Here is a 23,023-nt window from a genome sequence, read left to right on the forward strand (position 1 = left end):
CGATCTTTTGACTTATTCTTAACGTAATATTGTTGTTCGGCCTTTTCGCTTACCATCAACACTTATTGTACGTAGTTGTATCTCTCCATCTACAGAGACCGGTTGAGAATATAGTGTCCACTTACCGTCCTTTTCTTTATATTCAATTGCTGTTCCTGGGAATGCGGTATTTGCGTGCAATTTACCCTCTTTTATTACCGCACCGACTGTAGGCAATCGGTAAAAAATATTCGCCAAAGATAATTTAGGAAACTCTTTTTGCCCTATAGCATTAGCAAATAAAGTCCACTGCTTATCTCGTTGAGTTTGCATCTCTTTAGTGAATACTTCTGTTTCTTGACTATATTTGAAGCCATCATAATTATAAGGTACGGCCCAATCAGCTAGATGCCAAGCCCGTTCTGCTAAAGCAATTATTCTAGGAAAAATTTTATAATCAGCCATAGTATCCAACCTAAGATTTTCGCCCCATAACTGCCCTTGTAGCCCGAAAAACTTTCTTCCCTGCTCTAGTGGTGTACTAATGACATTACCTTGTTCATCAACCTGTTTAGTATCATCTGCCACATACGGATTATCTTCTCTATCTAACCAAAACTCTGCATGTACAGGTAGGTTTTCAGGCATAAATTGAAAGACTTTTTCTGTATTTGTTTTACGTGATGCCCAATAATAGCCATGTTCTTTAGGATCGGCCTCATAAGGAAAATCAAAATAGGTAACATCTGGAGTCGAATTCACCACTTGCCAATTACGATTAGCTAACTCATTCACTTTTGTGTGTGCACCCCAAGGCAAATGATCCCATGCATTTGCTTGCACAACAGCAGGCATATTATCTTTATTGGTATGCTCTAACCCGTCACTCCAACCCGCCGTTTCTATTCCCATATCAGCTAGCATGTTCGCTACACGTTCAATAAAGTAAGCGCCTATCTGTTTCATATCTGTAATACCTTTATCATTATTCGCGATAAAAGCTTTACATACATCTGATTCTAACCAAGCACCTGCGGTTTCATCCGCGCCAATATGATAACGAGTTAATGGTTGTCCTGCATTAATATGTATTTGTTGCACTTCTTTCATTACTTTTTCAACAAATGCATACGAGGATTCTTGGCAAGCGTTAATCGTATTATCATTATAAAATTGTACAGAAGAGTATTTAGTCAAGTCATTAGGATCATGTAATAAATATTGTTCCGCTTTTTCTTGGTCTTCCTGTTCACTATATTTATTATATCGAGCTTCCATTGCTTTAATTGCTGCACGGGAATGTCCTGGCATATCCAATGAAGGTAAAACTTGAATATGTCGTGCTGTTGCCGCTTTCAATATTTCACTGTAATCAGCTACACTATAGTAGCCATTGACACTACTATTTGGATCAACCCCCGCACCTAATTGTGGCATTAAGCAATGCTGTTCGGTTAAATCGAAACAACGTTTACTACCAACGTCTGTCAACTCAGGTAAACCAGGTATTTCTAATCGCCATGCTTCATCTTCAGCCATATGTAGATGAAGTTTATTTAGTTTGTAAGCAGCCATTTGATCTAATAGCTTAAAAATAAAATCTTTACTTCGAAAATTTCTAGCGGTGTCAACTAACATGCCACGAAATTCATATAATGGTTCATCTATCACTGTCATATATGAAACAAGCTGATGATCTAAAGACACTAAGCTTGCTAATGACTGCAAGCCATAAAAGACACCACTCATATCAGCGCCTTTAATGTTAATTCCCTGTTCATTTATAATTAACTGGTAGTGACCATTAACTAATGTTTTATCTTTAAAGAGAGAAAGGGATATAGGTATCCCTTGTTTTGATTGCTTAATGCCAAAGCTTTCAAGTCTTGCTAAAGCAACATGAACTGAGGACGGCTCGACATTATTAAACGTTATATTTAAACCCTTTGCTAAATTTAGCTGAGCTGAAGCGTTATCAATAACCATTGATTTAGGGGTTGGAATAATAACATTGCTAACATCGAGTAGCTCTTTACCTAACTTACTATTATCTTTATAAAAATCACGTGGAGATTTCCAAGGTGTGCTGTCTGCTGAACTTCTTTGAAAGTGTTTTTGATAATCACTATAACTTTCAACGTAAGGTACTATTTCTAATCCAGTATCTTGGTCAATTTCGGCTCGAGTACTTTCAATGACCTTAGCTGTTAGACTTTCACTGGTTATAATATAGTTTGGCATGATGTCTGATTCAGCAAGAGACCAATAACCAGCTCTAAAAACAATGACTTTAGTTTCACCCTTGCTAAACCCTGAAAATTTTTCACTTGGTGAAATAGTGTGTAAATCACCATTAATATGTTTCAGTACAAATTCATCACTATCAAAGTTATGCAAAGGTGCTATTTGGCTGTAAAATATTTTCCAATTGGCAACATCAATTTTCGTTTTAGCAGTGAGTGATAGTTGTGCTTCAAAGCATAAACCACCTTGTTGGTTTTTATCACATTTCTCTTTTTGCTGATTACTAATAAGTTCATATTTAACTATTAAATTTTCAGCAATATTATCAATACTTTTCTGAGTAATGGGTTGAATAATAACACCTTCACTTTTCTTTGAAGCTGAACTATTTTTTGCTACTTCACTACAACCCCATAATGTACTTAAACTCGCTAAGATCAATATTTTTATATGTTTATTCATTTGTCATTACTCAGTAATTTAAACCAAATTTATTATTTCAATCGATAAAGTTCATGATAACCTTAGCAGATTTGACAGCGCTGTCAAAATAAATATACTACAAGGCTAGCAGTCAGTGAATTTAGGGATAGTTTTATCATCAAATTTATACGATATACTCAAAAATAAAGCTATTATTCTAATAACTAAATTACACCCATAATTTTTCATAGGGATTTATTCTATGGTTAAACAACAACCAATATTTATTCACATTCCCAAAACGGGTGGTACAAGTATAAATTGCGTTATGAAAGGTACAGAGTGGCAAACGCCACTAGATCATTACTACCGTCACCTAGACTTTGAAACGAAGACATCTACTTGTGGTGATATATTCGATAAAAATAATATTGAACAATATAAAAATGAATTTATTTTCATGATGCTTCGACATCCTGTAGATAGGCTTATTTCTGAATATTATTACATTAGAAAAAATATTGAATTTATGGGATTCCTTACAAGCCAACCCAAAGACTTTTCTGAGTATATTGATAACCCTCAAACTGCAAATTATATGCTTAAATTTTTAAATGGAGAACGTATCTACTCAGAAAAAACTTTAACCGAGCAACGTGCTGACGAAATTATTAGTTTAATTGATGAGTTAGATATTCATGTTGGGATATTCGAAGAATTCGATCGTTCTTTAAGTTATTTTAGTTCTGTTGGTGATTTTAAATGGCCAGAAACAATTGAGGTAAAGCGCGCAACAATTAATCGCCCCAGTACTAATCAAATCCCCACAGAATTACATGATAGAATACTAAAACATAACCACTTAGACCTTAAGTTGTATCAACATTGTCATACTAAATTAATTAATCGTACGCAAAAGCTAGCGATTAATAAAATAAAATATCAAGGTGGCCGTTTAGATTTTATTATTCCTTACACAATGTGGAATTGTATTTTAGATATCGAACTAAATGATAGAACCTTTATTGAAGAAAACTTAACTTTCTTCATGACTCTCAATACATATCTTCACAAAACGACGGCCTCTGGTCGTGAATACGCAAAAAATTGGATGAAATTATTTAAAAACTCTGTTGGAATTTACTTTAAAGGAACAAAATTTGCCAAACAAATTAAGCAGGTGAAAAAGAACTCTCCCATTGATGAAATCATAGCTGTTGCTCGAATAATAGATGAAGCTACACTTAAACCATCAATGGGCTTAGCCATTGGACAGCCTCGAATTAAACTATCACTGACATCAGTAATGGCTCAAGCATTACAACAAGACGATATGATAAAAAAGGGGGTGATCAAGTGGTGATCACCCTATTCTATCAATATTTTTCAAATCACTAGATTTTTTGCAAGCCGTACTTTTTAATACTTTCAATTAAATCACGATGGTTAGGTAGACTACTTTTTATTTTTTCTAACATTTTCAAGTTATTTTGAAAATGTTTCTGAGCTAACATATCACTTTGATAAAGGTGGCTTTGTGAACTTATATCACTTTTAAAATTTAAGCCATATAAAACATATTGAATACTCGCTAGCGGAAAAACATCAAATTGCGAATCAGTATCATTAAAGTGGGGGGGATGGTACTTCCATAACTCAAGTAAGTCTTGTAATCGATCAGACATTGTCTCTTTTTGAATATTATCAAGCCAATATGCTTCATCTGTACGTTCAGAAAATACATAATGTAGCTTTAAAAAATCAATAATTGCTTCCCATTTTTTAATAAACCCACGATTAAATTGTTTTGATATTATTTCCATCCGTTTAAAATCAGAAGGTAAACGTTCACTTACCCATTCAACTGAATTGTCTACCAAAATTAACGCAGATGCTTCTAGTGGCTCAAGAAATCCTGCCGACAAACCAATAGCTAAACAGTTTTTATGCCAGAATTTTTCGCGATAACCAGATTTAAAAGGAATATTTCTAAAACTTAAACCTTCTGCTTTAGGCCCAATATGTTCAGCAAATGTTTTAATAGCATCTTCATGACTAGTGTGAGCACTAGAATATACATAGCCCATTCCTTTACGAGAGCTTAATCCAATATCCCAAGTCCATCCTGCTTTTTGACCCGTTGCGATAGTATGGCAGGCTATATTCTCATTTTCGTCATACGGTATCTGAGCTGCGATGGCAAAATCATTAAACAAATATTTTTTAGCCGAAATGAATGGAATCTTATAAGTTTTATCAATCAATATACCTGCAAAGCCTGAACAATCGATAAAAAAGTCCCCTTTGATTACGCCCGACTTTTCGCAGTGTACAGCTTCAATGTATCCACCTTTATTAAGTTGAGCATCCATTACTTTATCAATAACATGATTCACACCTAGTGAAATTGCTTTTTCTTTAATTAAGTTAGCCACTTTCACTGCGTCAAAGTGGTATGCATAATTCAGTACGGATTGATATTCTGGGGTAGTTATTTTTTTTGGAGCAAGTCCTGCTTCACAAATCTGATCTTGAAAATCGACTGCTTCAGCAAAGCGTCCGTACTTTTCATGATTTTCAGTTTTTTGCCAATAAGCTGTTAGATCAAAATTCCCGTAACCACTAGGCACATTAAACGGGTGATAATAGAACTCATTTCGGTCATTGAGCCGCCAACTTACAAATTTAGCACCTTGCTTAAAAGTAGCATCACAATGTCTTATCAAATCAGTTTCTGAAATACCAATTGAACTAAGGGTTTTACGCATTGTAGGAAATGTACCTTCTCATACGCCTATGGTTGGTATTTGATCAGATTCAATTAAGGTGACAGTTATCTTAGAGTTTTTGTTCCCACAATGTTTTTTTGCTAACATTGCTGCTGAAATCCAGCCAGCAGTACCACCACCCACAACTACTATATTATGAATTGCTTTATTCATTATAATCTCCATAAAAATTTGGCCTTACGTGCTTATCAACAGTCACTATTTAAGTTGACTGATCAGCCACTTTTTCAATGCTTTTTGCGTTTCTTCATCTAAGGGGGCTAATATCCCTTTAACTTCATCAGGAACATGATGATGTTTATCGATTTGGTCTGAAAAAATATAATAATCAAAAAAGGCTTTCCAACCTTGCCTTTGTGCTAAAGGTAACTCTCTTATTGATAACATTGCCATAAGCAACGTATCAGCCGGCACAGGTTTTTTATGACCATTAATTGATCCGCCTTGCCAATAATTAACTAATACATTAACACCACCAACAGCTTGTACATGGTGCCACCACAATGACGGTATATATATAGCATCACCAGGTTCAAGCTCAGCTGTAAAAGCCTGTTCAAGCGCTTGCTTAAACTTAGGGTATTTATTAAAGTCTGGCTTGTTAAAATCGACTAAACTTAGTGGAGCTCCTGCGGGAGTGAAATCCATAGGTCCAATATACAAATTATCGATTTGCTCAGGAGGAAATAAAGTAAAAACTCGTTTGCCTGCTACTACACAAGCAATATTTTCAGCATCATCATAATGAGCGGAAACTACCGCATTATTGCCAATCCAAATGCGTGGAGGCACATTTTTATCAAAAAGCTCAAAAGAGTTTTCATCTGCAAACTTAGGGAAATAATCATCAATTGGAGCACTTTGTAAAGCAAGTACATCAGCATGCTGTTGTAAACTATTGCTCAGTACCTCTAGAAAGAATTTATCTAAAGGAGCTATTTCTCGCTTAAAATTAAAACCAGACATTGTTTTATTATAAAAAAAACGCCCCTGTTCATTAGCGGGTATACGAGCAAAACGAACATCGCCCCCCACATACAGCTCACTAAAATATTGATATAAATTTTCGTTATTCTTTTTAGCCTTTTCAACCGCAGGCCAGTGACTAACAAGCCCTTTAAGAATTGCAGGTTGATTTAATGGCAAAATTTCTTGGTTAAAAATGTCTTCTGTAACATTTGACCAGCTATTAATACTATTGAGGGCCATAACACTCATAAATAATTCGCTTATTGAGGCTTAAAACCAGCTTTTATTTGCAATAAGCGATTGAATTGATTCAATGACGCTAAATGAGAATAAATAGCCGCAAAATATTGACGTTGATATAAGGTCAACACTATCTCATCAGGAAGATCATTTAAGGCCTCCTCATTAACTTTATAAAGCCCATTTATTTTTAGATCATCCTCTTGTCCTAGCTGAAACTTAACTTCTGCTGCTTGCAATAAATCATGCTCAAGTAAAAACTCAATAAAAATATCTGTCGCTGCATCTTTTGCTAAAATGTCAGCTAAAAAATCGCTTACTTCTTGCGTTGCTTTAGAAGGTTTTCCGTCTCCTTCAAAAATTTTAACACCTTCAGATTTATTTAATAACGCGCTATTTTCATCGATACACAAAACCATTTCACTTTCTTGTGCATTTTTTCCTGCGGCAGCAAACGGATAACGGCGTACATTTACAGGAATGTAATTACTGTGTATTTTACCTTCAGAAAAAATTAAATTCTCTTCCCCTGTTAATCCTAATAATGCGACACTTTTAAACTTTCCCGTTTCTTGCTGCTTTACAAACACAATTGGAAAATTAGTGGATGCTTGTAAAAACTCAAATGCTAATAGAGGCACCATATTTTGTTTGCTTACATGTCCGTAACTCTGATCAACATTCACATGTAAGTCTTTATGTTTAACTGAATCTAATGGCACCATATTTACCGCTGTCATAATAAAACCTCTAAAATTTTACTGATACCTATTGGTATAAATAATACCTTGCTTTACGGAATTTTTTATACCAATAGATATTCTTTATTGGAAAAAAAAGCCGAGCCTAAGCCCGACTTTTTATAAATAATACAATCAACTTCTTAACTAAAAGTTAACACGTACACCTGCAACGAAACGGCGACCGTTAGCATATATTGACATAACACGTACTTTATCAATGTTATATTCAACAATTTCTTCATCGCTAAGATTTACAGCTTCAAGTGTGAAAGTTACGTTTTCATTGTAATTCCAATTTGCGCTAGCATCCCATTGACCGAAATCATCATTATAAAGCTCATCACCGTTGAAATGTTGACCTTTATACCATTCACTACGGTAGTTATACATGATGCGAGCACCAAATGTATCGTTTTCATAGTAAGCAGAAAGGTTAAGCATATCTTGTGAAGTACCTTCAATTAAGCCAGAACCCACTTTCGCTGGGTCACGCTCTTCATCTGTGCTGGTATTCGTATATGTGTAGTTAGCTGTAATACCATATCCACCAAAGTCATGCTGAATACTAAATTCTAAACCATCAATTAGACCGCCGTAACCGTTACCAGGCTGAGTAAATTCAACTGGAACCCACGCTTGTTCTTGCTCATAGTAACGATCTTGAATATCAACCGAACTTGTTCTTAGTGTATTAATATCTTTAACAAAGTATGTCGCAGCAAACATAGATGCATCACTGTAATACCACTCATAAGACATATCAAATTGATTTGCAATTGTCGGTCTTAACTGTGGGTTACCCCGTGTTCCAGTATTCTTTTGCGTTGTCGATAATGACCCCATTGATTCGTTACCTGAAATATCTTGCCAATTTTGACGAGACATCACACGAGCAGCACCAATACGGAAAATTTGGTCTTCAGCAATATCTAAAGCAATGTTAAAGCTAGGTAAAAACTCAGAATAATCATTTTCTTGAGAAACCCACTCTAATTCACTTGGATTTAACCAGTTACCATTTAATGTTTTTAAGCCTGAAGAGTCTTGAGAATAGTTATAACCTGAAGATGTTTGTTCTGTAGAAACATAACGTACACCAACATTACCACGGAAACCATCACCAGAAAAATCACCTTGAACGTATAACGAAAGGATATCTTCTTCTACAGCCCAAATCTCACCTAAGTTATCGTGAATCGCGTAAGCAGAACCTGGACCAAATGCCATTTCTTCCATTACAGCACGGTTATGAGCTAATTGACTTGTAATATTACCACCAGCAGCAACATCAACATTTACAGCACCTAATGCGTCTAAGCCACAGTCAGCTAATGTTGGGCAGTTTTCGAAAATAGTCCACATTGTGCCATTCCAATCTGAATTTGGATCAACATCTTGTGACGCATGCCAGCTATAAGCATGACGACCTTGGGTACGTTCTGCTGAACGAGATTTAATACCTGTTTTAATTTCAGTGAATACACCAAAATCAACTGGTAAAGTTAGGTCTAATTGAACAAAGTCTTCTTCATCTGTTCCTGGTTTAGAACCACCCCAGATCCAACCAGCTGTAAAGTTTTCACCATCTGATGGTTCAACACCAAAATCAACTGTAGGAGTCCCCGTAAGATCATAATCATATCCCGCGGTCATAGCGTTATATTCCCATGATGTTTCACGTAATGTGCCACCTTCAGCTTTAGTCGTACCTATTTCAAAATTCAACGTATAGCTATCAGTAGTATAATCAACATCTAAATGAAATTGTTTCGTTTCAGTGCTTGAAACACGGTTGATAAAGTTATACGCCGCACGACCATCATCATCTGATGTTGCTAAAATAGCCCCATTTACAACATTTGTCGCATTTGCAATAGCTTCAGCTCTGTTTGCTGTAGGGAAATTTAATAAGTTAGCATTTTGGTTATCAACATCCATTTTTGAAGAAAGGGCATTGAAAGTCATTACCAAATCATCAGTAGGCGCATATTGTAAAGTTGCAAAGTAAGTTGAACGTTCACGATCTTGTAAGAAACGTGGAGCACCGATGTTACGAGGGATACTATAACCATCATCACCTTCATCCCATGCTAAAATCTCTAAACCTTGACGTTCAAGTGTACGATCTTGTTGTACAGCAGAAACCATAAAGCCAAAATTTTCATCTTCATTTTTCCAAGAATACATTCCAGCAAGCTGAGGATCTGTTTCTCCAGACTGGTCTGAATATTGTGCTTCAGCAGATAAACTAACGGTGTTCGCATCCATATCTAAAGGACGACGAGTTTGTAAAATCACAGTACCACCTAATGAACCCTCTTCAAGACTGGCAGTGGGTGATTTATGTACTTCTAATCCTTTAACGATTACAGAAGGTAACATCGTATAGTTAAAGCTTCGGTTCGCTTCATCTAAAATAAACCAATCTGCTGTGCCAACCGTTTGACCATTCAATAGAGTTCTATTGTATTTTGGCCCAGCACCACGAATAGAGATTTTCTCTCCTTCACCGAACTCACGACTTACCGCAACACCAGTGATACGAGATAATGTTTCAGCAACGTTCTTATCTGGAAACTTACCAATATCTTCTGCTGTAATAATATCAACAACACTATCAGCAAATCGTTTTGCATTAATGTTTTCTTTTAAAGAACCACGGATTCCACGAACTTCAATAACTTCTGTTTTTTGATCCGCAGCTTCTTCTGCTGCAATTGCAAATGGTGTTGCCCCACCTGCAAGGACCATAGCGATAGTGCTCGCTAAAACGCCTTTTTTAAATGTTATAGATGACATCGACTTTCCCTTACACACGTTTTGTAAAATATAGTTATAGTTTAACAACCTAAATAAGACAGCGCTGTCTTTATAAGTAATGACAGCGTTGTCATGGGTTGACTAAAACCATACACAAAAAAAAGTATAATGGCTAGTCAATATCTAAAATAAACCTAACTAAAAACTTTAAGTCTATGTATTAAAATAAAATTTATATAGAAAAAATTTTATGAAATAAGACGTATTTACTATGTTATAAGTGAAAGAATATTCACTATGAGAGAATAAATAAAAAAATACACATAAAAATTTTCTGTTCATCTCTATGATCTAATCTGATTAACGTAACGATAAATAATTTGAAAGCGCATACATAACTAAAAGACAAAACGCCTGATGAAATATATCAGGCGTTTGAATTTAAATATAACATTCCACATTAAAATGGGTACAAATTAAGATAGTTTTTATGAGCGAGTTGCATTTTTATAATAAGCAATTAAATGTGCTGTGGAACAATCGTGTGATTTTGAAATATCATCACTTTCAAGTTCAGCTTGAATACTTGCAGCCAGTCCTTTGCCAAGCTCTACGCCCCATTGATCAAAGGAACATATTTGTAGAATAATTCCTTGGACAAAAATTTTATTTTCATACAATGCAATTAAACTACCTAAAGTTCTAGGATCTATGCGTTTTAGCAATAGTGTATTTGTCGGCCTATTACCTTTATGAACTTTATGAGGTGCAACTTTATTTATGTATTCATCAGTACGACCTTTAGCTTTCAAGTCCTCACGTACTTGAGCTTCATTAACCCCCGTCATTAATGCTTGTGTTTGAGCAAAAAAATTCGACATTAAGGTTTCATGATGCCCTTGTACTGGCGTCACACTTTCGACCGAGCCAATAAAATCTGCAGGTACTACATTGTTACTTTGATGTAAGTATTGATAAAAAGCATGCTGACCATTAATGCCCAATTCCCCCCAAATTGAAGGAACTGTTGGATAATCTATTTCATTACCATCCCAAGACACCGACTTACCATTACTTTCCATCTCAGCTTGTTGTAAGTAGGCAGCCAGCATATGCAAAGTTTGATCATATGGTAAAATGGCTTGTGATCTTGCCCCTAAAAATGTTGTATTCCAAACACTTAATAATGCCATTACCGCAGGCATATTATTTTCCAATGGTGCATCAACAAAATGTTGATCCATCTCATTGGCACCATCAAGTAACTCTTTAAACTTATCAAAACCTAAATCAAGTGCTATAGCTAAACCGATAGCTGACCATAATGAAAACCTACCTCCAACCCAATCCCACATATCAAAGATATTATCTGCTTCAATCCCAAATGACATGGCGTTCTCTTTATTCGCGGTTACCGCTACAAAATGCTTTGCAACTGACTTATCGTCAAATGAGGAGGCCGTTAGCCATTTGATAGCCGTTTTGGCATTTGTCATTGTTTCTGTGGTAGTGAATGTTTTACTTGATACAATGAAGAGTACTTTTTCCGGATCCAAAGGTCTGAGTATTTCAACTATTTGAGCACCATCAACATTCGAAACATAATGTACATTCACACTATTATCACTGTAATGTTTTAATGCTTCTGTAACCATTTGAGGGCCAAGATTTGAGCCACCAACACCAATATTGACAATATCTGTAATACGCTTTCCGGAATAGCCTAACCAATGCCCCTGCCTCACACTATCGACAAACTCTTCCATTTTAGCTAACTGATTGGCGACGCTTAATGTTACATTTTCACCATCAACCCACAAAGGCGCTTTACTACTTCTACGCAAGGCCGTATGTAATACTGCTCGTTCTTCTGTTTTATTGATCTTTTCTCCAGCAAACATCTTTTCACGCCACTGGGTAACCTCACATTCATTTGCTAATGAAAAAAGTGCAGTCATTACTTCACTATCGATTAAGTTTTTCGAATAATCTAGTAACATTTTAGGTAGTTCAATTGAAAATTTGTCAAAACGCTGCGTATCTTCAGCAAAAAGATCATTCATATGCTGCGATTGTTTTTCTTTAGCCAAACTAACCAATTTCTTCCAACTATCTAATGATTGACGACTTGACATAACGGTTCCTAGTGCATTAATTTTGCTATTGTTATCTATCAAGATATTTAAAAATGACAACGCTGTCAATTATTAAATATTTTTCTTTGCCGCAGATGAAATGCACTTGTTTCTACACAAGTCTAATTAGTGGTTGCTGAACTTTCGATAAAAACATACTCTATAGTGCCCTAACGCCACGTATAGGGGAATGTACCATAATCAAATCCTATTTAAGGTTATAAAAATAGATGAAAGCGACAATAAATGACGTTGCCAAGCAAGCTGGCGTTTCAATAAAAACAGTTTCAAGAGTCATGAATAATGAACCTTCGGTGAGACAACCGACGCGTGAAAAAGTAATGGCCGTTGTAGAAGCGCTTAATTATCAACCTAACTTGGCTGCTAGGAATTTAGCCGGCTCTAAAGCTTATAGTATCGCTTTCATTTATGACAACCCTAATGCTTATTATGTTATTGATATGCAAAATGGTATATTGCAAGCATGTAAAAAATTAGGCTTTGAGCTACTCATTCATCCATGTAGTGCTAAATCAGACGACTTACTCGAATCTATTACAAATATGATCAAGCATTCTCGCATAGCGGGGTTGATCCTTACCCCTCCTTTCTCAGAAAATCCTGAATTTGTTCAACATTTATTAGCATTAGACGTAGATATAGTTCGAATAATGTCAGGCAACGAAAAGCCTGATGATTTAGCACCATGCATTATGATTAATGACTTTGAAGCATCTCTTTGTATAACTCAACACCTTATTGATTTAGGTCATAAAGATATTGGTTTTATCGCTGGGGAAGCTGAACATATGTCAACAGTTGAGCGTTTAAAAGGCTATAAACAGGCACTTAAAAATAACGACATTCCGATTGATGAACAACTTATTGTACAAGGCACGTATTCATTTGAGTCAGGTGTAAATGGGGCAAAACACCTGTTGACATCTTCAAGAAAACCTTCTGCTATTTTTTCTTGTAATGATGAAATCGCTGCTGGGGCTTTATTTGCTTCACGTTTAATGGGGGTTGCAATACCGGAGGAACTTTCAATTACAGGGTTCGAAAATAGCCCATTTTCTCGTCAAACTTGGCCAAGGTTGACAACAGCAGATCAACCTACACTTCAAATAGCAGAGAATGCGGCAAATCTATTAATTGCGACTTCTCGTAAACAACCACTCAAAAACATTACAACACAATATACCCCTCAACTTATTGTAAGGGATTCAACCAGCCAGCAATAATGTGCAAATAAATAAAAAGTGTTGTCTTTAACCATATTGTTATAGACAACACATTATCAAACTTTAATTATTGATAGATATTATCTACAGTTTATGACAAAAACTCCTAGTATCTTTACTTAAACTGCTTATTTCAATGATTTTTTATTGCAATAATACAGATATCACTTAATTAATGACCATTAAACCTAAAATATTAACTACCCATTAATCTTGCTATAAATATAAAGACAATTAAGTAATATTTGAGATTAATTAAACATTGTTTTCACATCCGCAACCATGTCTAAAAACTCAGGGGTTTGCATAAAATCAATATCTGGCATTAAGCCTTTATTTACATAGCTTTTTAGCAAAACTTTTTTGGTTGATTCATTTTTAAAAATATTATGATAAATCGCGCCTGCACGTATAAAATCGAGATAATGCACATCATGTGGTAATACCGTTAAATCACTCCAATTTTGAACTAAGCTAGTGAATTCTTCGCTAAAGCCCCATGCTCGTGTCACTTCCGCACCTATATCACTTGATAATTTGATAATTGCTTGCTGTAAAAACGTTGGATTAGCAAATACATCAGGATGGTTTTCAGCCTCAGTTAAAATAGGCAATATCCCGATATTATGAACTAAAGTAGCTAAAGTTAATGTATCTAAGGCTAAAGATGTATGTTTATGTTCTTTGAGAAAAAATGTCATTAATGCAATAGCCACCGAAGCTACATCAACTGTTTTTGTCCATGACTTATTTAAATACATCGCCACTATTTCATTTTTAGACACAAACACTTGTTCTAATGCCATTGCAGTTGCAATACTTTTTATTTGTCTCAATCCGATACGAGTGACGGCTTGATTAACTGTCTCAACTTTAACACTTCGTCCTAAAATAGCACTATTAGCAACCTTTAAAATCCCCATTGATAAAGCGGGATCATGGCCAATAATATCACTCATTTTGTGAAGATTTACTTCGGGATCATCTGCAGCTTCACGCACTTTAAGCGCAATCTCTGGTAAAGTGGGTAAAACTAAAGCATCCTGCTTAATTTTTTCGACAAGTATTGTATAAAGTGCGTTCTCTGTTCCCATTAGCATACCTAATTATCTATTATGTTACTTTAAAAAATAGCATATATATTTCAAATATATATATTAATTTTAAAAATTTAATTATTAATATCACTTAAGAAATATATACCGATAAAAATTTAAAACAAATAAAAATATAAGCTTTTACCTCCTATTTATATAAACTTTGATCTACTCCTAATTTTTGCCAATTAACTTTTGTTATAGTTTTGCTTTCTCTACTGTTTAATATTATAGCTTTATGTTAAAACCTGAATTGTTATCTCCGGCTGGCAGCCTTAAAAACATGCGCTACGCTTTTGCGTATGGCGCTGATGCTGTTTACGCTGGCCAACCTAGATATTCCTTACGCGTACGAAATAATGAATTTACATTAAGTAATATAAAAATTGGTATCAATGAAGCACATGCTTTAGGAAAAAAGTTTTACTTAGTTAATAATATCGCTCCTCATAACAGTAAATTAAAAACCTTTATTAAAGATATTTCACCAATTATCCAAATGATGCCAGATGCCTTGATTATGTCAGATCCTGGCTTAATACTGATGGTGCGAGAACAATTTCCAGAAATGCCTATCCATCTATCAGTCCAAGCAAATACAGTGAATTGGTCTACCGTTAAATTTTGGCATCAACAAGGAATTGAACGTGTGATACTATCGCGAGAGCTTTCACTTGACGAAATTGAAGAAATTCGCTTTAGATGTCCTGAAATGGAATTAGAAGTATTTGTTCATGGCGCACTTTGCATGGCATATTCAGGTCGCTGTTTATTATCAGGATACATTAATAAACGCGATCCTAATCAAGGTACATGTACAAATGCTTGTCGCTGGAAGTATGATACACACGCAGCAACAGAAACTGAAACCGGCGATGTCGTAGCAACTAAACCTATCGAAATTTATACACCAGAGACTCATTTAGACACTAAGCCCGTTGAGGATATTGTGTTATTACAAGAACAAGGTCGTCCTGGTGAGTATATGCCCGCGTTTGAAGATGAGCATGGCACATATATAATGAACTCTAAAGATTTGCGAGCTGTTGAGCATGTAGAACGTTTAGTAAAAATGGGGGTACATTCGTTAAAAATTGAAGGGCGTACCAAATCATTTTATTATTGTGCCCGTACTGCCCAGATATACAACCAAGCCATTTTAGACGCTATTTCAGATAAACCTTTTAATCAACAACTAAATACAGATCTAGAGCACCTAGCTCATCGAGGTTATACCGAAGGTTTTTTACAACGACATCGTCCTAGCGATACCCAAAATTATGATTATGGCTATTCAAAAAGTGACACTCAACAATTTGTTGGAGAAGTTGTTGGGCGAGATGAACATACTCAGTTAATTGAAGTTGATGTAAAAAATAAGTTTCTCATTGGAGATCGATTAGAGCTTATGACACCTGAAGGTAATGTTAGTTTTATTCTGAAGCATATGGAAAATCAAAAAAAAGAGTTAGTTAATGATGCTAAAGGCTCTGGTTATAAAGTGTTTATTAAATTAGACACTTCACTAGATCTTAAATTTGGCATAATCATGCGTTATTTGGACGAAGATGGCACAACACGCCAACCATTTATACAGAATAAAAAGTAACTTTTACTAGGTATTTTATAGCAATGGAAAGCTGTGATGTGATTAATAGCACAGCTTTTATTACATTTCATGCAATGTTATCGAATAAAGAACTTATAAATTAACTTATGCATAAAAGTGCCGTAAGGAGGAAACAATTGTTTTGCCATGCTCATTCTACCGCGCGAAAAGATTGCTTTAGCATGTGAAAATGTTTTAAAACCTTCTATGCCATGATAATTCCCCATGCCTGAAGAACCAACGCCACCAAAAGGTAAATCTTCTACGCCTACATGCATCGCAGCATCATTAATACAAACACCACCAGAGTGGGTTTCTTTTAATAGCTTGTTTTGAAACTGAGTATCGAAACTACAAATATAAAGAGCTAATGGACGTTCTCGTTCATTCACATAAGTAATAGCCTCTTCAATTGATTGATACTCAACAATAGGCAATAGTGGACCAAAAATTTCTTGCTGCATAACAGTCATGTCATCATTAACATTTAGCAATAAAGTTAACGGTAATTGGCGGCTTTTTTCACAACGTGTATCTGATGATAATGATTTAATAGTTGCGCCTTTACTGCGAGCATCGTCAATTAACCCTAACAAACGTGCGTGTTGGTGATCATTCACAACGCTAGTGTAATCAGCATTGTCTTTAATTGTAGGAAACATTGTTTTAAAAGTCGTTTCCATAATATCACTTAATTTATCGGCTTTACCTTTAGGGCAAAGAATATAATCAGGCGCCACACAGGTTTGCCCGCTATTTAAAGTTTTCCCCATAATTAAACGTTCAACTGCCGTATGCAATGATATGTTATCATCTATAATTGCCGGTGATTTCCCTCCCAACTCTAAGGTAACAGGAACCAAATTTTCAGCCGCGGCTTTCATCACCATTTTTCCAACATTAGTTGAACCGGTAAAAAACAAATGATCAAACGCTAAGCCTGAGAAAATTGCGGCAACAGAAGCATCCCCTTCAATAATCGAAACTCTATTATTTAAATATTGAGGAATTAATTGAGCAATTAGTGCGCTAGTTTTTGGGGTGAACTCCGACATTTTAATCATAGCTCTGTTACCGGCAGCAAGTGCGGTTGTCAGAGGACCAAGGGCGAGGAATATTGGATAATTCCATGGCACCATAATACCAACAATACCTAATGGTTGATATTCAACGCGAGCGCTTGCAGGTTGAAACAGTAATCCAACATGGCGTTTTTCAGGTTTCATCCATTTTTTTAACTGCTTAATGCAGTAATTTATCCCTGACACCGTTGTTAAAATATCACCTAGCTTAGAATCATCGGCGGAGCGGTTACCAAAATCATCACTCATAGCGCTGATTAATTCGTCTTGATTTTCTAACATTAACGCCTTTAATGCATGTAAATGTCCAATACGCTGTTGATACGACGGAAATGGAGCTTTAGAAAACTCATTTTTATGATCAGTAAGCATTTGATTTAATGCTGTCTTTATATCCACTTCATTCATATGTTTATCTCTTATTATTATATCCATACAATTTATAGCAACCTTATTTATTGTACATTGGTACCATAAATTTAATTAAATTAATATTATTTTAACAAATGTATTAGTTAAATCAGATAATATGATTTAATCCTAAGTATTGATATAATAATTAATCAAAATTGCACTTACTTTCAATTTATGGATAAACATTCATGGCATTAAAAATTTTAGACACTTGCATTAATTGCGATATGTGTGAACCTGAATGCCCTAATAAAGCCATAAGCTTAGGTGAAGAAATTTATGAAATTAATTCAGCTAACTGCACAGAATGTATTGGACATTATGATACGCCAACCTGTGTAAGTGTGTGCCCTATTGATTGTATAATTACAGATCCAGATATGATTGAACAAGAAGATAAGTTACTTGAAGAATTTTTTAAAATCCATGCATAAGTTTTCAGCTTGTAAGCCAGTTACGTTATCATTGAAATGATAGTTTACACTTTATACATTCGTTATGATGTTTACTGATGATAACGATATTCATTAACCTAATTATGACTCATTTATTAACTCATAGAGACAATCAACTATGATCGATTGGATTATTACTCAATTTACTATTTCACTAGATAGCACGCTTATTTATGGAACCTACAATAGTGGCTTAGTCTTTTTGTCTCTTTTTATTGCTATTTTATCTTCTTTTATGGGGTTACAGGTAGCCACTCAGCATAGTGGTGTGATCTCTGCGCAAAAAAAATATATCACACTTTTTATTGGTAGCTTAGCCTTAGGTGGCGGTATATGGTCAATGCACTTTATTGGCATGTTAGCCTTTGATCTTTGTACAACTATTGAATACAACGTACCATTAACATTATTTTCCATGCTTCCAAGTGTTGGGGCGTCTTGGGTTGCGTTAAACCATTTACAACAAAAAAAGTCAGGTTTTAAAGCATTATTAATCGAAGGTACATTAGTTGGTGCAGGTATAGGAACAATGCATTATACCGGAATGGCATCGATGCAAATGGCACCATTGCTTCGATATGACCTTAATATATTTATTCTATCAATAATCGTCGCCGTTTCACTTGCCATGTTATCGCTTTGGACACGAGAAGGCTTATTAAAAATATGGCACAAGCAACAAAACTGGCAAGCAAACTTAATCGCCAGTGTTGTGATGGGAATTGCTATAGCGGGAATGCATTATACAGGAATGGCAGCAGCACGCTTTGTAAAGCCTGAAGGGCTAGAGTTAAGCACACAAAGTAGTAATATTTCATTTTATCTCGCGCTGATAGTTTCTGTTATTACTATTATTATTACGGCTTTAGTTTTAGCGGTAAACTTAATTTCTACTTATAGAGATATTTCACGACAGTCTAGTATCAATGAACACCGCTTACGAGCGATGATGGACACAGCCGTAGATGCCATTATCAGTATCAATAGTAATGGCATTATTGAAGATGTTAACCGTGCTACACAAACAATGCTCGGTTGGACTTCTGATGAGCTTATTGGAAAAAATATCAATGTGCTAGTCCCTGCCCCATACCATGATGGGCATGACGGTTATATCCAACAATTTTTATCTACTGGTAAAGCAAAAATAATCGGTTCAAGTCGTGAAGTTCAAGCACTTCATAAAGACGGCTCCCTTGTCGCTATCAGATTAGCGATTGGCCACGTAAAACTAGCAAACAACAACTTTTTTGTTGGTTTTATGTCTGATATTCGCCAAAGAATTGAAATGGAACAAGCGCTTCAAGAAAACGAAGCTAAATTTAGATCTTTAATCACTAATATACCGGGTATTGCCTACCGATGTTTAAACGAATATAACTGGCCACTACTCTTTATAAGTGATGCGGTAGAAGGAATTACAGGCTACCCTGCAAGTGACTTTTTACCTCCGAATAAAAAGCGTGATTTTTCAGATCTTTACCACCCTGATGATAAAGAAGCAATACTGAATACTTCACTACATGAAGGGGTATTTAATCTTGAATACCGTATTATTACTAAATCTGGTGATGTACGTTGGATGATGGAATTTGGTAACCACATCAAAGATGAGAAAAGTGGTGAGGTTTGGTTAGATGGTTTCATCATGGATATCACTGAACGACGTAATATGGAGCAAGAGCTAAGAGTTGCTAAAGAAAAAGCAGAGCAAGCTGCAGAGTCAAGAGCCGCATTTATGGCAAATATGAGCCACGAGATTCGTACACCAATGAACGCAATAATTGGTTTTAGTGATATTTTACTCGAAAGTGAATTATCTAAAGATCAAATAAAACACATGAGTACTATTAATAATGCCTCTAAATCATTATTACATTTATTAAATGATATTTTAGATAGTGCAAAACTTGATAAAGGCAAACTTGATTTAGAGTTAAGACGATTCTCATTAGTTGAAGAAGTGGATGCCGTTATCTCAACATTATGGCTACAAGCACGTAACAAAGACTTAGAACTTACAGCCAACGTTTCCCATAAATTAAGTGACTTTTACTTAGGTAGCCCAGAGCGAATTCGCCAAGTATTAACCAATTTAATTGGTAATGCAGTTAAATTTACTGAAAAGGGAAAGATTACGGTTTCAGTTTATCCTGTTGACAAAAATAGCGTTAAATTTGATATTGAAGACACGGGTATAGGCATGAGTGAAGAACAACTTAGCTCAGTCTTCGAAGCATTTACACAAGCAGATGCTTCAATGAGTAGACGCTTTGGCGGTACCGGATTAGGCACAACAATAAGTAAACAATTAGTTGAGCTTATGCAAGGAGAAATAACTGCACAAAGTACTCAAAATGTTGGCACTACCTTTAGTTTTGTTATTCCATTACCTAGCGTGGAGTATCAAGAAGAGGCTCAAGAAATTGTTCAACTAAAATTGCCTCCGCTCAAAGTATTAGTTGTCGACGATATTCAGCAAAATATTGATTTACTCACACTAATCCTAGAAAGAGATGGTCATAAGGTGATCACCGCAAGAGATGGTCAACAAGCTCTGGTAAGAATGGCTGACTGCACAGAAATAGACGTAGTACTGATGGATATTCAAATGCCTGTGTTAGACGGTTTAAATGCCACCGTAGAGCGGAGAAAATATGAAGCACAACACAATTTACCAGCACTCCCCATAATAGCACTCACAGCAAGTGTATTACTTGATGATAAACTCGCCGCTGAAAAATCGGGAATGCAAGGTTTTGCCAATAAGCCTATTGATTTTATACTTCTTAGTCATGAAATAGCTCGAGTATTAAATATTCAAGTAGCGCCAGCGCCAACAATTGATACTCAACAAAAACAAGATCTACTATTAGATGAAAACAAAGGCGTTGCCTTATGGGGCAGTATTGATGAATATTATCAACAAGTAGCTTCATTTATAAATGATCAACAGGGAGAATTTCAAAAACTAAACCAAGCCATTGCTCTGAGCAATTGGCCTACTGTTACAACTATTGCACATTCCTTAAAAGGCATTAGTGGCAATCTAGCACTAACACGTTTACAACGTTTATTTGCGCAACTAGAATCCTTAATAAATAGTCATCCTGAGCAGTGCAGCGCAACCTATACTAAAATTGATGAGACCTATCAATTACTTGATGAAAAAATATCTCATTGGTTAAATAGTAAAAGCAGCACCGTAAAACAAACAACTATTGATGAAACTTTATTACTTACGCTATTAAATTCATTAATTGAAAAAGCGAAAGAAAATGAAGCTGAAGAAACTTTACTAGCTGAATTATTTGAATATACAGAAACAGAGCAGTTTGCTTCAAAGTACTCTGCTGACGTAAGTAAAATTTATAACGCATTCAATGATTTTGAATTTGAAGATGCCTTAGAACATATTATTGCGCTTATCCAGCGTATAGAAAGTGAGGAGTAATACGATGGATAATCAACAGCCTACTATTTTAATTGTCGATGACGAACCCGCTAACTTGCGTGTATTAAAACAAATACTACAGCAAGATTACCGCTTAATTTTTGCCAAAAGCGGTAGTGAAGCATTACGCTTAGCACATAGTAAAACACCCAACCTCATCTTATTAGATATTATGATGCCAGATATCACTGGCTTAGAAGTATGTAAGCAATTGAAAGCAGATATTGTCACTACCAAAATCCCCGTTATCTTTGTTACCGCACTAAATGATCATAATGATGAAGCTCAAGGACTAGAACTAGGTGCTGTCGATTATATAACTAAGCCTGTTTCCGCTGCCGTAGTAAAAGCAAGAGTTGCTACTCATTTATCCCTTGTTCAAGCTGATGAGCTTAAACGGACTCGATTACAAGTTATACAGCGCCTTGGTCATGCCGCAGAATATAAAGACAATGAAACAGGTATGCATGTCATGCGTATGAGCCATTATTCAAAAGTAATAGCTCTAGCTTATGGGTTCTCAGAGCAAAAAGCTGATGATTTATTACATGCCGCTCCAATGCATGATTTAGGAAAAATAGGTATTCCAGACAGTATTATGCTCAAGCCGGGTAAACTCACTGAAGCAGAGTTTGAAATAATGAAAACGCATCCAACTATTGGCGCTAACATACTGGGAGAGGATGATTCAGACCTTATTACCTTAGCTAAAATTGTCGCATTAACCCATCATGAAAAATGGGATGGTACTGGCTACCCTAATCAATTAGCAGGCGAAGACATCCCAATTGATGGGCGTATAGTGGCACTTGCTGATGTATTTGATGCCCTTACCAGTGTTAGACCTTATAAAGGCGCTTGGTCAATAGAAGAAGCAATGACCTTTATTAAAGCACAGAGCGGGATACATTTTGACCCCGACCTGGTTGTGGTATTTGAACAAGAGTTAGATAAAATTTTAGCCATTAAAGACCGCTGGAAAGATCAGTAGCCCCACAAGCCTCACCATAGTTAAAGTGTAAAATAACACCAAAAATCTCAGCAATTATTTGGTGTTTTTATGTGTTTTTTACACTGAAAAAGGATAAGCTATCGCAGGATGATGCTCATAGCCTTCAACGCTAAAATCGTCCATTGTTACCCATGTCTCAAGATCTTCTAATGATTTAATTTTTGGGTTAATCATTAATTTGGGAGAAGGAAAAGGTTCACGTTTTAGTTGTACATCACGCATCAACTCAAGTTGATCTTCATAAATATGCGCATTAACAATTTTATGGTATGCCTTACCGGGTTTATTTCCTGTAGTGGTCAACTAATATTGGCCACGGTTTTGTATTCAAGCCAGTATCTTTTCTCTGACTCATTCGGTGTTAAACCAGCATT

Annotated in this window: 13 protein-coding genes and 2 pseudogenes; 6 read left to right on the plus strand and 9 right to left on the minus strand. The window is 35.6% G+C overall.

All coding sequences use genetic code 11. The features are described from left to right. Positions 1-18: 18 nt before the first annotated feature. Positions 19-2,685, minus strand: coding sequence for a beta-N-acetylhexosaminidase (locus IE155_RS13110; protein WP_189378695.1), 2,667 nt, complete (start codon positions 2,683-2,685; stop codon positions 19-21). 223 nt (positions 2,686-2,908) lie between these two features. Here IE155_RS13110 and IE155_RS13115 point away from each other — a divergent pair, with 223 nt between their 5' ends. Next, positions 2,909-4,009 (plus strand): sulfotransferase family 2 domain-containing protein, encoded by a 1,101-nt coding sequence (locus IE155_RS13115; protein ID WP_189378696.1) that lies wholly within the window; start codon positions 2,909-2,911, stop codon positions 4,007-4,009. Between the two features lie 31 nt (positions 4,010-4,040). On the opposite strand, the pseudogene IE155_RS13120 reads toward IE155_RS13115, so the two are convergent. From IE155_RS13120 to pgi, 5 genes and pseudogenes are all read right to left on the minus strand, one after another. Further along, a pseudogene (locus tag IE155_RS13120) lies at positions 4,041-5,600 on the minus strand (tryptophan halogenase family protein). Positions 5,601-5,633: 33 nt separating this feature from the next. After that, positions 5,634-6,653, minus strand: a complete 1,020-nt coding sequence (locus IE155_RS13125) for a cupin-like domain-containing protein (protein WP_189378697.1) — start codon at positions 6,651-6,653, stop codon at positions 5,634-5,636. 11 nt (positions 6,654-6,664) lie between these two features. Beyond that, positions 6,665-7,384 (minus strand): SapC family protein, encoded by a 720-nt coding sequence (locus IE155_RS13130; protein WP_189378698.1) that lies wholly within the window; start codon positions 7,382-7,384, stop codon positions 6,665-6,667. Between the two features lie 147 nt (positions 7,385-7,531). Beyond that, positions 7,532-10,186, minus strand: a complete 2,655-nt coding sequence (locus tag IE155_RS13135; protein WP_189378699.1) for a TonB-dependent receptor — start codon at positions 10,184-10,186, stop codon at positions 7,532-7,534. A gap of 449 nt (positions 10,187-10,635) precedes the next feature. Continuing rightward, on the minus strand, positions 10,636-12,282 hold the full coding sequence (pgi, locus tag IE155_RS13140; protein ID WP_189378700.1) for a glucose-6-phosphate isomerase: 1,647 nt from the start codon (positions 12,280-12,282) through the stop codon (positions 10,636-10,638). A 230-nt stretch (positions 12,283-12,512) separates the two neighbouring features. On the opposite strand from pgi, the gene IE155_RS13145 reads away from it, so the two are divergent. After that, positions 12,513-13,526, plus strand: coding sequence for a LacI family DNA-binding transcriptional regulator (locus IE155_RS13145; protein WP_189378701.1), 1,014 nt, complete (start codon positions 12,513-12,515; stop codon positions 13,524-13,526). A gap of 251 nt (positions 13,527-13,777) precedes the next feature. On the opposite strand, the gene IE155_RS13150 is transcribed toward IE155_RS13145, so the two are convergent. Next, positions 13,778-14,620: an HDOD domain-containing protein gene (locus IE155_RS13150; protein ID WP_189378702.1), complete on the minus strand. Its 843-nt coding sequence runs from the start codon at positions 14,618-14,620 to the stop codon at positions 13,778-13,780. A gap of 241 nt (positions 14,621-14,861) precedes the next feature. Between IE155_RS13150 and trhP the strand changes: the two genes are divergently transcribed. Further along, positions 14,862-16,232, plus strand: coding sequence for a prephenate-dependent tRNA uridine(34) hydroxylase TrhP (gene trhP / locus IE155_RS13155; protein ID WP_189378703.1), 1,371 nt, complete (start codon positions 14,862-14,864; stop codon positions 16,230-16,232). Positions 16,233-16,309: 77 nt separating this feature from the next. Here the strand turns inward: trhP and IE155_RS13160 are convergent, their stop codons facing one another. Further along, complete coding sequence (locus tag IE155_RS13160) at positions 16,310-17,749, minus strand: coniferyl aldehyde dehydrogenase (protein WP_373295373.1); 1,440 nt, start codon at positions 17,747-17,749, stop codon at positions 16,310-16,312. 167 nt (positions 17,750-17,916) lie between these two features. On the opposite strand from IE155_RS13160, the gene IE155_RS13165 reads away from it, so the two are divergent. The 3 genes from IE155_RS13165 to IE155_RS13175 all read left to right on the plus strand — a co-directional run bounded on the left by IE155_RS13165 (position 17,917) and on the right by IE155_RS13175 (position 22,628). Continuing rightward, complete coding sequence (locus IE155_RS13165; protein WP_189378704.1) at positions 17,917-18,162, plus strand: YfhL family 4Fe-4S dicluster ferredoxin; 246 nt, start codon at positions 17,917-17,919, stop codon at positions 18,160-18,162. A 139-nt stretch (positions 18,163-18,301) separates the two neighbouring features. Beyond that, the gene (locus tag IE155_RS13170) at positions 18,302-21,637 is read left to right on the plus strand and encodes an MHYT domain-containing protein (RefSeq protein ID WP_189378705.1); all 3,336 of its coding nucleotides are present in this window, start codon (positions 18,302-18,304) and stop codon (positions 21,635-21,637) included. A 4-nt stretch (positions 21,638-21,641) separates the two neighbouring features. Continuing rightward, entirely contained in the window at positions 21,642-22,628 is a 987-nt protein-coding gene (locus tag IE155_RS13175) for an HD domain-containing phosphohydrolase (protein WP_189378706.1), read from the plus strand. A 78-nt stretch (positions 22,629-22,706) separates the two neighbouring features. Here IE155_RS13175 and IE155_RS13180 read toward each other — a convergent pair. Continuing rightward, positions 22,707-22,943: pseudogene (locus tag IE155_RS13180) on the minus strand (thymidylate synthase); the annotation flags it as partial. Positions 22,944-23,023: the final 80 nt, after the last annotated feature.

Origin of the sequence: Thalassotalea profundi, assembly GCF_014653195.1 — a bacterium.
Classification (GTDB): Bacteria; Pseudomonadota; Gammaproteobacteria; order Enterobacterales; family Alteromonadaceae; genus Thalassotalea_B; species Thalassotalea_B profundi.

What these genes read in the sequence shown, in the direction of transcription:
- IE155_RS13110 (WP_189378695.1), bottom strand. Translation starts at nt 2,685, where the DNA reads ATGAATAAACATATAAAAATATTGATCTTAGCGAGTTTAAGTACATTA.
- IE155_RS13115 (WP_189378696.1), top strand. Translation starts at nt 2,909, where the DNA reads ATGGTTAAACAACAACCAATATTTATTCACATTCCCAAAACGGGTGGT.
- IE155_RS13125 (WP_189378697.1), bottom strand. Translation starts at nt 6,653, where the DNA reads ATGAGTGTTATGGCCCTCAATAGTATTAATAGCTGGTCAAATGTTACA.
- IE155_RS13130 (WP_189378698.1), bottom strand. Translation starts at nt 7,384, where the DNA reads ATGACAGCGGTAAATATGGTGCCATTAGATTCAGTTAAACATAAAGAC.
- IE155_RS13135 (WP_189378699.1), bottom strand. Translation starts at nt 10,186, where the DNA reads ATGTCATCTATAACATTTAAAAAAGGCGTTTTAGCGAGCACTATCGCT.
- pgi (WP_189378700.1), bottom strand. Translation starts at nt 12,282, where the DNA reads ATGTCAAGTCGTCAATCATTAGATAGTTGGAAGAAATTGGTTAGTTTG.
- IE155_RS13145 (WP_189378701.1), top strand. Translation starts at nt 12,513, where the DNA reads ATGAAAGCGACAATAAATGACGTTGCCAAGCAAGCTGGCGTTTCAATA.
- IE155_RS13150 (WP_189378702.1), bottom strand. Translation starts at nt 14,620, where the DNA reads ATGGGAACAGAGAACGCACTTTATACAATACTTGTCGAAAAAATTAAG.
- trhP (WP_189378703.1), top strand. Translation starts at nt 14,862, where the DNA reads ATGTTAAAACCTGAATTGTTATCTCCGGCTGGCAGCCTTAAAAACATG.
- IE155_RS13160 (WP_373295373.1), bottom strand. Translation starts at nt 17,749, where the DNA reads ATGGATATAATAATAAGAGATAAACATATGAATGAAGTGGATATAAAG.
- IE155_RS13165 (WP_189378704.1), top strand. Translation starts at nt 17,917, where the DNA reads ATGGCATTAAAAATTTTAGACACTTGCATTAATTGCGATATGTGTGAA.
- IE155_RS13170 (WP_189378705.1), top strand. Translation starts at nt 18,302, where the DNA reads ATGATCGATTGGATTATTACTCAATTTACTATTTCACTAGATAGCACG.
- IE155_RS13175 (WP_189378706.1), top strand. Translation starts at nt 21,642, where the DNA reads ATGGATAATCAACAGCCTACTATTTTAATTGTCGATGACGAACCCGCT.